We start from the raw sequence: 12,478 nt of genomic DNA, 5'->3' as shown, positions 1-12,478 counted from the left end.
CGCGGCAGGCAAGCGCCTGGTGGGCTACGTCAGCGGCCAGGGGCTGAGCGAAAGCGAGTTGAAAACGCAGCTCAAGCAACGTCTGCCAGCGCATATGGTGCCGAGCCACATCCTGGCGCTGGAGCGCCTGCCGTTGCTGCCCAACGGCAAGCTGGATCGGCAGAGCCTGCCGGAGCCGCAGGTGGAGGCGGGTGCCTACCAGGCGCCGCGTACCGAGCAGGAACGACTGCTGGCCGAACTGTGGACCGAGCTGCTCGGTATTGGCCCGATCAGCCGCGATGCCCAGTTCTTCGCCCAGGGCGGCGACTCGATCCAGTCCCTGAGCCTGGTGACACGGCTGCGCAAGGCCGGTTGGGAGCTGACGCCCAAGGCAGTATTCCAGCATCCGCGTCTGGCTGATCTGGCTGCGGTGCTGACACCTGTCAGCACTCAAACCGCGATGGTGCTGCGTGCCAGTGGCAAGCTGCCGCTGACGCCGATCCAGGCGCATTTCTTCTCGCTGCCCATGGCCAACCGTGCGCACTGGAACCAGGCATTGCTGCTGGATGTGCGCCGACCCTTGCAGGCCGCGCCTCTGCAGCGTGCGCTGCAGGGACTGATCGAGCATCACGATGCGCTGCGCCTGGCCTTCCGCCAGGATGAAGCGGGCAACTGGCAGGCCTTCTATCGGGACGAGGAGCAGGCCGAGCGTCTGTTCTGGCAGCGCCGCATCGACTCGGACGTAGCCCTGCAGGCGCAATGCGAGGCCGCCCAGCGCAGCCTGGACCTGCAGCACGGCCCACTGCTGCGGGTGCTGCTTGCAGACATGCCCGATGGCGGCCAGCGCCTGCTGCTCGCCGCTCATCACCTGATCATCGATGGCGTTTCCTGGCGCATCCTTCTGGATGATCTGGCCCGCGCCTACCAGCAGGCTGTGGCTGGCCAGCCGGTCGATCTCGGTGACCGGCCAGGCAGCTATCAGGCCTGGGCCGAGCACCTGTGGCGCCACGCGCAGGGTGCATCGCTGGCCAGCGAGATGGACTACTGGCAGGCGCAGCGTGCCCGCCAGCGGCTGCCCGTGGATGACCCGGCCGGTGAGGCCAGTCATGCCCAGGTGCAGACCTGTACCTGGCAGTTGAGCGAAGCGCAGACCCAGCGCCTGCTGCGCGAGACCCTGCAGCAGCAGGATGCGCGTATGGACGAAGTGCTGCTCGCCGCGTTGGCCGAAGGGTTGCGCCGCTGGGGCGGCCTCGATGACAGCCTGATCGCCCTGGAAGGTCATGGGCGCGAATGGCTCGACGAGCACGCCGAGCAGGATATCGGCCGTACGCTGGGCTGGTTCACCAGTCTCTACCCGCTGCGTCTGCAGGCGCAGGAAACACTGCCGCAAACCCTGGCCGACATACGCCAGCGCCTGCGCGGCGTGCCCAACAAGGGGCTGGGTCATGGCCTGCTGCGCCATCTGGGTAACGCGGAACAACGCCGCAGTCTGGCCGAGCTGGGCGAGCCCGAGATTGCCTTCAACTACCTGGGGCAGTTCGACGCGCAGCTCGGCGATGGTCACTTCGCACCCGCCAGCGAGTCGCCGGGCACTCTGGTCGATCCTGCCTCGGCGTTGACCCGGGAGCTGGAAATCAACGGCCAGGTGTTCGCCGGCCGTCTGAGCCTCAGTTGCCGGTTCAGTGCGCAACGCCATTGCCTGCAACGCATCGAGGCGTTGCTGGCGGCGGTGGGCGATGCACTGCAAGCCCTGATCGACGACACGCCGGCCGTGTCTGCACCACGACAGGAAGCCGCGGCTGCTGCCGCGCCCAGCCCCTTGCTGCGCCTGAACCAGGTGGATGCCGGGCGGCCCACGCTGTTCTGCGTCCACCCGGTCAGCGGCACGCTGGTCGGTTACTACCCCTTGGCCCGTGCCCTGGCGCCGCATTGGCAGGTGTTCGGCTTGCAGAACCGGCAATTGCTGCAGCCGTCCTGGCGTGACCAGAGCCTCGAACGGATGGCCCGCGATTACGTCAGGGTGATGCTGGAAACCCAGCCGCAGGGGCCTTACCACCTGCTCGGCTGGTCGATGGGTGGCGCCCTGGTGCTGGCCATGGCCCGTCTGCTGGAGCGCCTGGGCAAAACGGTGGCCTTCGTCGGCCTGGTGGACGGCTATGTACCCGGCGCAGGCCTGGCCCGTGCACCACGCGCTGACGTGGCTGAGGCGTCGGTCACGGGCGACGACGACTGGCAACAGTTGCTTGCCCTGGAGCGGCACATGCACGCGCTGGCCGCGCAGCACCGGCACATCCAGCCGCTGCGCAGCCCGGTGCAGGCCTGGTGGGCCGCGCACTCGCCGGAGAACAACCGCAACGGCGAGGCGCTGCTGCAGAGCGCCCTGGGCCGCGAGTTGCAGTTGTCGAGCTGGGTCCAGGCCGACCACCTGGGCATCGTCCGCGATCCATCCTTCATCGAACACCTGGGCCGGCAACTGGCCGCGCTCGATCAATCGTCACGGCCACTGGGCCTGGAGAGTCACGATCATGCAAATTGAACCGCATTACGATCCGCTGCCGATGCCTGTCGCGCTCGATCTCGGCCCTGAGGCCACGCTGCGCGGCGCCGACTATCGCTTCGCCAGCACGGCCAGGCTGCAGCACCAGAGCGAGGTGGAGTCCAACGCGCGCAGCTATCCCAGGCGCATCCCGCTGGAGCTGCGTCGCGCCGAGGGCATCCACGTGCAGGACAGCGAGGGCCGCTGGTTCATCGATTGTCTGGCCGGCGCCGGCACCCTGGCGCTGGGGCACAACCATCCCGTCGTCTTGCAGGCCATTCGCGGCCTGCTCGATGGCAAGCGGCCGCTGCACACCCTGGACCTGATGACCGAAGCCAAGGACGAGTTCATCAATGAACTGTTCGCCTGCCTGCCGGCCGAGTTCGCCCGCGATGCGCGCATTCAGTTCTGCGGGCCAGCTGGCACCGATGCGGTGGAGGCGGCATTGAAGCTGGTGCGCACGGCCACCGGGCGCAGCCAGATGCTGGCTTTCCACGGCGCCTACCACGGTATGACCCAGGGTGCCTTGAGCCTGATGGGCAGCCTGGGGCCCAAGCAGTATCTGGACGGAATGATCAGTGGCGTGCAGATGCTGCCGTACCCCTACGCCTATCGCTGCCCGTTCGGCCTGGGCGGTGTCGAGGGCGAACGGGTCGGCCTGCATTACATCGAGAATCAGCTGTGTGATCCGGAAAGCGGTGTACTGCCGGCCGCCGGCATGATTCTCGAGACAGTGCAGGGCGAGGGCGGGGTGATCGCTCCGTCCGCCGACTGGTTGCGCGGCATTCGTCGCATCACCCGCGAGGCCGGTGTGCCGCTGATTCTCGATGAGGTGCAGTGCGGTATCGGGCGCACCGGCAAGCTGTTCGCCTTCGAGCATGCCGGCATCACACCAGACGTGCTGGTGCTGTCCAAGGCCATCGGCGGCAGCCTGCCGCTGGCGGTGGTCGTCTATCACAAGGATCTCGACCGCTGGCAGCCAGGCGCGCACGCCGGCACCTTCCGTGGCAACCAGATGGCCATGGCGGCAGGCGCGGCCACCTTGCGCCTGATCCGCGAGGAGCGTCTGGACCAGCACGCCGCCGCCATGGGTGAACGCCTGTGTGCTCACCTGCAGGCACTGCAAGTGCGTTACCCGCAGATTGGCGAGGTGCGCGGCAGGGGGCTGATGCTCGGGGTGGAAATGGTCGATCCACGGGGCAGGGCGGATGCCATGGGGCATGCACCACACAACCGTGCGCTGGCCTCGGCGCTGCAGCAGCAGTGCCTGCGTCGGGGTCTGATTCTGGAGGTGGGCGGGCGCCACTCCAGCGTTCTGCGCCTGCTGCCGCCATTGATCATCACGGCGGCGCAGGTGGATCAGGTGGCGGAGATCTTCGCCAGTGCGCTCGACGCTGCGGTCAACCATTAAGAACGTTTCACCGTCACTCCCGAAGGCGGGAGCCCATTCGATGTGGGTTCCCCGCCTGAGCGGGGAATGACAGCCATTTAATTGGCTACCTAATCAATCGATAGCAGAACGTGCCCCTTTAACGGGTGATGGCAAGGTTGTATCAAATTGCCATCTAAATGATAAAAATTACTATTTAGTTTTGCATTGATATTGGTTAGGCTAGCCAGCGTTTTTTTGACAGGCCAGCGGATTGGCTGGCGGTATCGGGGGAGAAGATGATGTCGAAAGCAGTGCAAGGTGCTGGACGTTTTCAACTGAAGTGCCTGGCCGTGGTGATTGCAGCCACATGCCATGGCATGGTTCAGGCGCAGGAGAGCGATGAGGCCAATCAGGTGACATTGCCTGCGCAAACGGTCACCGGTGAACTGGACCGCCCACAAGGCCCGGATTACGGCTACAAGGCCGAGAAAAGCCTGACCGCCAGCAAGACCAGCACGCCGCTGTCGGAGACGCCGCGTTCGGTATCGGTGGTAACGCGCAAGCGCATCGAAGACCAGAAATCGCAGAGCCTCACCGATGTACTGGGTTACGTGCCGGGTATCTTCGCGCCGCCCTTCGCTGCCGGTGATGGCCTGGCGGGAGATCTGTTCTTCATTCGTGGCTTCAACGCCACCGACTACGGCTACGGCCTGCTGCGCGACGGTTTGCGCGTGCAGGGCAACCGCTACGACACCACCAGCGAGCCTTATGGCCTGGAGCGGGTGGAAGTGTTCCGCGGGCCGACCTCGATTCTCTATGGGGAGAACGCGCCGGGTGGCCTGGTCAACCTGGTCAGCAAGCGCCCGACTGCCGCCCCGCAGGGTGAGGTGCAGCTCAGCTACGGCTCCAACGACCGTCGTCAACTCAACCTGGACGTGTCCGGGCCGCTCAATGACAGAGGCAATGTGCTGGGTCGCGTGGTGATGGTCGGTCGCGAGGCCGATACCCAGGTCGATCACGTGCAGGACAACCGCATCTATATCGCCCCGTCGCTGACGCTGAACTTCGACGATTTCAACAGCCTGACCCTGCTGTCGACCTACCAGAAGGACCGCACCAAGCTGGAGCTGGGCCTGCCGGCGGCCGGTACGCTGCTGAACAACCCCAATGGCAAAATCGACAAGGACACCTTCCTCGGTAACGAGGACTGGAACACCTTCGAGCGCGAAGTGTGGACCCTGGGTTACGAGTTCACCCATCGCTTCAATGACGACTGGCAGTTCCGTCAGAACTCGCGCTACATGCAGTCGCGCATCCAGCGTAACGAAATCTGGCCGGGCGCACTGAACAACGCGGGCTTCGGCACCAACGTGAGTTCGCAGGCGTACGACCGCTACAACAAGTCCATCACCTATTCGCTGGATAACCAGCTCGAAGGCAAGTTCGATACCGGTGCTTTGCAGCACACGCTGCTGGTCGGCGCCAGTTTCGACCGTACTTCCTTCAACCAGGACTGGAGTGCAGGGTTCGGCCCGTCGATCAACGTATTCAATCCAGTCTGGACCAGCGAGCCGACCACGCCGTTCACCATCCAGAACTCGCAACTCGACCAGCAGATGACCGGTCTCTACAGCCAGCTGCAGAGCAAGTACGAGAACTGGATCTTCCTGCTTGGTGGTCGTTTCGATACGGTGGACAGCCAGTATCGCAACAAACGTGATGCCAGTAGCCCGGTCAGCAATGCCGAGTCCGACCTGGACTACACCGACCGCGACTTCACCTGGCAGACCGGAGTGATGTACCAGTTCGAGAATGGCCTGTCGCCCTACGTCAGCTATTCCACTTCGTTCGTTCCTGTGCAGCAAACCACCAGCGCCAACGGGCCTCTGGATCCGATTACCGCCGAGCAGTACGAGGTGGGTGTGAAGTACGAGCCCAAGGGTTGGAACACCATGTTCACTGCTGCCGTATTCGATCTGCGTAAAGAGAATGACGTCTACTTCGAGTCGGCCATCAATGATTACCGTCAGGTCGGCGAGAGCCGTTCCAAGGGTGTCGAGCTGGAGGTCAACAGCGATATCAGCGCCAACCTGAACGTCACTGCGGCGTATACCTATACCGATGTGCGTATTACCAAGGATGCGCCGGGGTCGCTGCTCGAGGGCAACCAGATGACCGGCGTGCCGCGCAATCAGGCGTCGATCTGGGCCAACTACCGCTTCCTCGATGGCGCGCTGCGCGGCCTGCGTCTGGGCGGCGGCGTGCGTCACTTCGACAGCACCTTTGCTTACACCGCCGAGAGCCTCTACGGCAAGCTGGACACCGGCGACGTGACCCTGGTCGATGCCGCCATCGGCTACGACATCGACGAGAACTGGTCGGTCGATCTCAATGCCAAGAACGTCTTCGATCAGGAGTACGTCGCGGGCTGCAACAATGCCGGGCGTTGCTACTGGGGTGATGAGCGCACCTTCCTCGGTAGCGTGTCGCTGCGCTGGTAAGCGACAACATTGAGTGAGCAAACCAAGGCGAGGGGGACACCCTTCGCCTTTTTGCATAGGTAAGGACAACGGATGACGAGTTTGAGTCGCCCCGGGCAGCCAGCGGCTGCAAGCGGTTTCAGTCACGCCGGCCTGGCGCTGTTGGGGCTCGTGCTGTTGCTGGCCATGCTGCTGTGGCAGGGCGTGTTGCGCCATCCCTGGCCAACCGCCGAGGCCTGGATGGCGCCGCTGTCGTCGAGGCCATCGCTGGAGGGGCTGCTGCTGTGGTGGACCCAGCTGCCACGCGCCTTTGCCGGTGTCCTGGTGGGTGCCTGCCTGGGCGTTTCCGGTGCGATCATGCAGCTGATAACGCGCAACCCGCTGGTGTCGCCGGATCTGCTTGGCATCACCGCCGGGGCGCAACTGGGGGTCATCTTCGGCATGCTTCTGCCCGGCGCGCTGGGCCTGCCGCTGATCTTCGTCGGTGGCCTGCTGGCTGCGTTGTTCACCTTTCTCATGGCTGGCGGCTGGAACACCTCGCCGCTGCGCCTGACCCTGGCCGGGGTGGCGGTGGCGCAGACCTTCGCCGCGCTGATCGCGCTGTTTCTCAGCCTCAATGACCAGGCCGCGATGGTGGTATCGCTGTGGAATACCGGTTCGCTGCAGCAGTTGGGTTGGGGCGCGATGCACCCGGCCCTGTATCTGTTGCCGCTGATTGCCCTGGCCCTGCTGGTGCTGATGCGGCCGATGAACCTGGCCGTGCTGGGCGATGGGCAGATGCGCGCGCTGGGGCTTTCGCCGGCCTGGCTGAAAGGGCTGAGCATCGTCCTTGGCAGCCTGCTGGCGGCGCTGGCCATTCATCTGGCTGGCCCCTTGGGCTTCATTGGGCTGATCACGCCGAACCTGCTGCGCTTTGCCTTCGCCGTGGTACGACCTTCCCGATTGATCCCCTTGTGCGCGATCTGGGGCGCGCTGCTGACGGTACTCGCCGATGCGCTGGTGGCGGCGGTGGAACCCTGGTTCCAGCTGCCGTTGGGGGTGCTGTCGGCGATTCTCGGTTCGCTGGCGATTCTCTTGCTGCTGCGTTACGGGCGCAGTGGGCCAGTGGCGGCGGTCACGGCGAGCATGCCGGGCGAGAACCGGACCATGCGCATGCCCTTGTGGTCGTTCGTCGTGCTCGCAGTGCTGATCTGCGTGGCGTTGCTGGTAGGGGGCACAGCGCAGGGTGAGTCGGGCGTCTGGGCATTCTGGCAGCGGGTGTGGGCCGGCGAGCCCTTGGCCATGACCCTGCTCGATCTGCGTCTGCCGCGCCTGCTGGTGGACATGGCCGCCGGGGCACTGCTGGCGACCGCCGGCATGCTGTTGCAGGCGGTCACGCGCAACCCGCTGGCCGGCCCGGAAATTCTCGGGGTGAGCCAGATGGCGGCGCTGGTGGTGCTGCTGGCCCTGATCTTCATGCCCGAGCTGGCAGTAGCCTGGCGCTTCCCGCTGGCCTGGTTGGGCGCCGTCCTGGCGCTGATGATCGTCATCGGCCTCAACCTGCGTCATGGCCTGGAGCCGCTGCGCGTGACGCTCACCGGCTTTGCCATCAGCGGTGTGGTGCTGGCCGTGGTGAGCCTGCTGATGGCGCAGTTCACCAGCAATATCGCCCAGGCGCTGATCTGGATGGTGGGCAGCAGCTACGGGCGCACCTGGAGTGATCTGCAGGCCATGCTGCCCTGGCTGGTGATTGGCCTGGCGCTGTGCGCGGCGACCACGCGCTGGATGGATCTGCTGCAGTTGGGCGATGGTGTGGCCGGCAGCCTCGGGCTGTCAGTGCCGAGCCGGCGGGTGCTGCTGATCGTGCTGGCCAGTGCGCTGATCGCCGCGGCCGTGGCAGTGGTCGGGCCGGTGGCGTTCATCGGTTTGCTGGTGCCGCACGGCGTGCGTTTGCTGGGCTTTCATCGTGCCCGTCAGCGCCTGCTGGCGGCGCCGCTGCTGGGCGCGACTCTGCTGGCCTCGGCCGATCTGCTCGGACGCGTGCTGCTCGCGCCGCTGGACATCCCGCTGGGCATCGCCACGGCTGCCATCGGTGCGCCGTGCTTCCTGCTGCTGCTCAGCCGCGTCTATTTCAGTGACAAAAGGAGCTAGGGCGGTGGCGATGCGTCTTGTCTGTTGCCTGCTGCTGGTCTGTCTGGCGCACGGCGCCTGGGCGGCCGATGCACAACTGGTGGCCCGGCAGTCGGCTGGTGTTGGAGACGCGCCGCAGCGGATCGTCAGCCTCGATGAGCTGAGTACCGAGCTGCTGGTGTCCCTGGGGATCGAGCCGGTCGGGGTGGCCAACCTGGCCAGCTATCGCCGTTACATCGGCATCGGCAATGACCTGCTCGAAAGCAGCGTGGCGCTGGGCAGCGCGCAGCAGCCCAATCTGGAGGCCATCGCCCGGCTCGAGCCGGATCTGATCGTTGGCGTGGCCTACCTGCACCTGCCGTTGTTCGAGCGTCTCGACGGCCTGGCGCCGACCCTCATCTATCAGGTGTCGCTGGCATCGACTGGCTACGACGGTGTGGCCATCGGCGAGGCCATGCTGGAGCACCTCGGCCGCTTGACCGGGCGCCAGGCGCAGGCCGCTGCCGTGATCCGTGAAGGTCAGCAGGCGCTGGAAGCTACGCGTCAGTCCGTCCGCGAGCAAGGCCTGCAGGGCGAGCCGGTGGCGGTGCTCTATCCGCTGGTGCAGCAGGGCAGTTTCATCGCCCTCAACCAGCAGACACTGATCGGCAGCCTGATGAACCGCCTGGAGGTGCGCTCGCCCTGGACCTTGCGTTCCGCGCACAGCCTGCACCGGCGTATCGACATGCGCACCTTCGCCAGCGAGCCGGGGCTGCGCGTGCTGTTCATCGGTGGGCAGGCGCAGGCGCCGTTCTTCGCCAGCCCTCTGTGGAAGGCCCTGCCGGTCGCCCAGCAGCAGCGTTATGCCTTTCTCCCCACGCCGTACTGGACCTTTGGTGGCCCGCGCTCGACGGCTGCCATCGCGACCCAGTTGCGCGATGCGATCGAGGCGATGAATCGTTGAATTTTGTCCCCGGCCATTCGTCCTTTAAGAGAATCCTGATGGCTATCGCTATTGGCCAGGGGCAAGTCATTTTCACAGAGGTCATCGCATGAGCTTCGACAACGAGAACGCGCGCTTTCTGGTCGTGATCAATCATGAGCAGCAGTATTCCATCTGGCCCGAGTACAAGGCCATTCCCGAAGGCTGGTCCGCCGTGGGCGTGTCCGGCGACAAGGCGACCTGCCTTGCCCACATCGAAGAGGTGTGGACCGACATGCGCCCGCTGAGCCTGCGTCAGGCCATGGCGTGAACAGCGACCTGCGGGGAGCGCGACGATGAATCAAGTGATCGATCTGGCGCAGGCCGCCCTGAGCATTGAGGCCGGCCTGCCCATGCGCGTCAGTCCGCTGCACTCCGGGCAGGGTCTGCACGAACATCTGCCAGCTCTGCAGCAGTTGGTGACCGAGCATCTTGAAGTGAGCGGTGGGCTGCTGTTCAGTGGCTTCGCCGATGTCGATGTGGCCAGCTTCCAGCAGTTTACCGGCGCCTTCGGCCATCCATTGCTGAGCTACGAGTTCGGCTCTACGCCGCGTAGCCGGGTGAGCGCAGGTGGCGTATATACCTCCACCGAATTTCCTGCTCATCGGCCGATTCCGCTGCACAACGAGCAGGCCTACACCACCGAATGGCCGCTGCGCATCTGGTTCTATTGCGCCCAGGCGGCCGAGCAGGGCGGCGAAACGCCGATTGCCGATAGCCGTGAAGTCTTTCGGCGCATCGATCCGGCCATCCGCCAGCGCTTCGCCGAGCGCGGCCTGCTCTATGTGCGCAATTACGGCAATGGTCTGGATCTGCCCTGGCAGCAGGTCTTCAATACCGAAGATCGTCAGGAGGTCGAGCGTTACTGCAGCGCTCGCCGTATCGACTTCGAATGGCTCGGCGACGACGAACTGCGTACGCGTCAGCTTTGCCAGGGCGTTGCCCAGCATCCGCGTACCGGTGACTGGGTCTGGTTCAACCAGGCGCACCTGTTCCACCTGTCGGCCCTGGACGCCGATACCCAGGAAGTGCTGATTGACGCGGTCGGTCTCGAGGGCCTGCCGCGCAACGTCTACTTCGGCGACGGCACGCCCATCGAGGCGAGCCTGCTGGACGAGGTGCGCGGCGTACTCGACGCCTGCACCATTCGTTTTCCCTGGCGTGACGGCGACATCCTGATGCTCGACAACATGCTCACGGCCCATGCCCGCGATCCCTTCAAGGGGCCGCGCAAGGTGGTGGTGGCGATGGCCGAGGCCTATGGCCAGGAGGGTTTCCAATGAATGCATTACCGCTGCCTGACGGGCGTGTGCTGCAAGGTGAGTCGCGCGAGTCGGCGATCTGGCTGACCTGCGACGGCCGGCCGCTGATGCAGCTGCGCATGGGCGAAGCAAACACCCTGCAGGTGCTGGAAGTGGCCACGGCCGATCTGGCCGATGCGCTGTGGTGCGCCAGCTATTGGTGGTTCGCCACTCATCCGCAGGTGGCGCGTCTGCTCTGGCAGGGGCTGGATCAGCAGGCACTGCAGGCCTGTGGTGACTGGCTGCGCAGTGATGCCGGTGCGCAGCTTGCGCACGCCGAGCGCGGCGTGTTCTGGCAGTTGCCGCAGCCCTGGTTGCGCCAGGCGCTGCCGCCTTATCCGCAGCAGATGATGATGAGCGACGGCAAGCGTCATCCCCGGCGCCGGGCCAAGCCCCAGGGCGAGGTCTACCGGCGCTTCGATGCGCAGTTGGGCGCCTGGATATCCCTGCGTACGCTGGACATCGAGCAGGACCTGGAGCGCTTCAATCGTTGGCAGAACACGCCGCGCGTCCTGCATTTCTGGCAGGAGGGCGGTGATCTGGCGCAGCACCGCAGCTATCTCGAAACCATCGCTGCCGATCCGCATGTCTGCAGCCTGATCGGTTGCTTCGATGACCAGCCCTTCGCCTACTTCGAACTCTACTGGGCCAGGGAGGACCGCATTGCGCCTTTCTATCGCGCGGACGACTATGATCGCGGCATTCACATGCTGGTGGGTGAGCAGGCGCATCGCGGGCCGCACAAGGTGGCCAGCTGGCTGGCGGCGCTGACCCATTACGCCTTTCTCGACGATCCGCGCACAGGCCTGGTGGTGGCCGAGCCACGTGCGGACAACGCGAAGATGATCGGCTATATGCAGGCGCTGGGTTACTACCGGGAAAAGGAGTTCGATTTTCCTCACAAGCGCGCGGCGCTGATGGCGATCGGTCGCGAGCGTTTTTTTGATAGCGGGGTACTGTGTTGAACGTATCGGGAATCGCTCAGGGTGATTGAGGCACTGGCGCCGCTGTTCATCGGCGATTTCTCCTCTTATCGGGACACCCTGGTGCTGCATGACGACCCACGGGCATCGGTGCCGCTGCGCGAACTGCTCAGCGACGAGGGGCTACCGGTGCTGCTGGCGCGTTTCGGCGAGTCGTACAGCGGTGGCGACCGTCGCGCGCTGCTGTCGCAGTGGTCGAAGCATTATTTCGTGCGTCTGATCCCGCCGGTGGTGGCCGCTGCGCTGGTGCTGAACCGGCGCCTGCCGCTGCATCTCGACGGCGTGGACGTGGTGCTCGATGCGCAGTACCTGCCACAGGCGTTCAAGCTGCGCGATGCGGGTGAAGCGTTCGCCCCTGGCGATCCCTTCGAGCGTTTTGCCCATCTCCAGCACGACCATCTGGCGCCATTGATTCAGGCATTCACCGCGCAGGTGAAGATCGCGCCCAAGGTGCTCTGGAGCAACGCCGGCAATTACTTCGAATGGATTCTGACAGCGCTGGGCAAGGTGCTGCCTGCGCCCGTGCTGGCCGATGGTTTCAGCCTCCTGCAGGCGACCCTGCAGCCTGATGGACGGCGCAACCTGCTGTATCAGCCGGTGCGTTATGTCGAGCTGCAGGGCGCTGCCCTGCCTTGGCGGCAACGGCGGGTGTGCTGCATTCGCTATCTGCTGCCCGAGCTCGAACTGTGCGAGAACTGCCCGCTGCTCGATGAGCCTCCAGCACAGGCAGTTGGTTCGACGCCTTGAGGCATGCCGC

General features: G+C 65.0%; 9 protein-coding genes. All 9 read left to right on the top strand.

Going from position 1 to position 12,478, the window contains the following annotated elements; all coding sequences use genetic code 11:
- A partial coding sequence (locus H3221_RS14915; RefSeq protein WP_224490612.1) for an alpha/beta fold hydrolase occupies positions 1-2,515 on the top strand: 2,515 nt, incomplete at its 5' end.
- Positions 2,505-3,926, top strand: a complete 1,422-nt coding sequence (locus tag H3221_RS14910; RefSeq protein ID WP_196476432.1) for an aspartate aminotransferase family protein — start codon at positions 2,505-2,507, stop codon at positions 3,924-3,926. The genes H3221_RS14915 and H3221_RS14910, both read left to right, overlap by 11 nt.
- Positions 3,927-4,186: 260 nt before the next feature.
- Entirely contained in the window at positions 4,187-6,388 is a 2,202-nt protein-coding gene (locus tag H3221_RS14905; RefSeq protein ID WP_397428054.1) for a TonB-dependent siderophore receptor, read from the top strand.
- 72 nt (positions 6,389-6,460) lie between these two features.
- The gene (fhuB, locus tag H3221_RS14900; RefSeq protein ID WP_196476431.1) at positions 6,461-8,497 is read left to right on the top strand and encodes a Fe(3+)-hydroxamate ABC transporter permease FhuB; all 2,037 of its coding nucleotides are present in this window, start codon (positions 6,461-6,463) and stop codon (positions 8,495-8,497) included.
- 10 nt (positions 8,498-8,507) lie between these two features.
- Entirely contained in the window at positions 8,508-9,419 is a 912-nt protein-coding gene (locus H3221_RS14895) for an iron-siderophore ABC transporter substrate-binding protein (protein ID WP_196476436.1), read from the top strand.
- Positions 9,420-9,507: 88 nt separating this feature from the next.
- Positions 9,508-9,708 carry an MbtH family protein gene (locus H3221_RS14890; protein WP_003247048.1) on the top strand — a complete coding sequence of 67 codons (201 nt, stop codon included), beginning with the start codon at positions 9,508-9,510 and terminating at the stop codon, positions 9,706-9,708.
- Positions 9,709-9,733: 25 nt separating this feature from the next.
- Complete coding sequence (locus H3221_RS14885) at positions 9,734-10,720, top strand: TauD/TfdA family dioxygenase (RefSeq protein ID WP_196476430.1); 987 nt, start codon at positions 9,734-9,736, stop codon at positions 10,718-10,720.
- Positions 10,717-11,703, top strand: coding sequence for a GNAT family N-acetyltransferase (locus H3221_RS14880; RefSeq protein ID WP_196476429.1), 987 nt, complete (start codon positions 10,717-10,719; stop codon positions 11,701-11,703). Before H3221_RS14885 ends, H3221_RS14880 begins: the two co-directional genes overlap by 4 nt.
- A gap of 21 nt (positions 11,704-11,724) precedes the next feature.
- Positions 11,725-12,468: a siderophore-iron reductase FhuF gene (gene fhuF / locus H3221_RS14875; RefSeq protein WP_196476428.1), complete on the top strand. Its 744-nt coding sequence runs from the start codon at positions 11,725-11,727 to the stop codon at positions 12,466-12,468.
- The last annotated feature ends 10 nt before the right edge of the window (positions 12,469-12,478 follow it).

It is taken from the genome of Pseudomonas chaetocerotis, from assembly GCF_015712105.2.
Taxonomy (GTDB): Bacteria; Pseudomonadota; Gammaproteobacteria; order Pseudomonadales; family Pseudomonadaceae; genus Aquipseudomonas; species Aquipseudomonas chaetocerotis.
The sequence above is the reverse complement of the archived record's forward strand: the minus strand, read 5'-3'. Positions and strand labels throughout refer to the sequence as shown.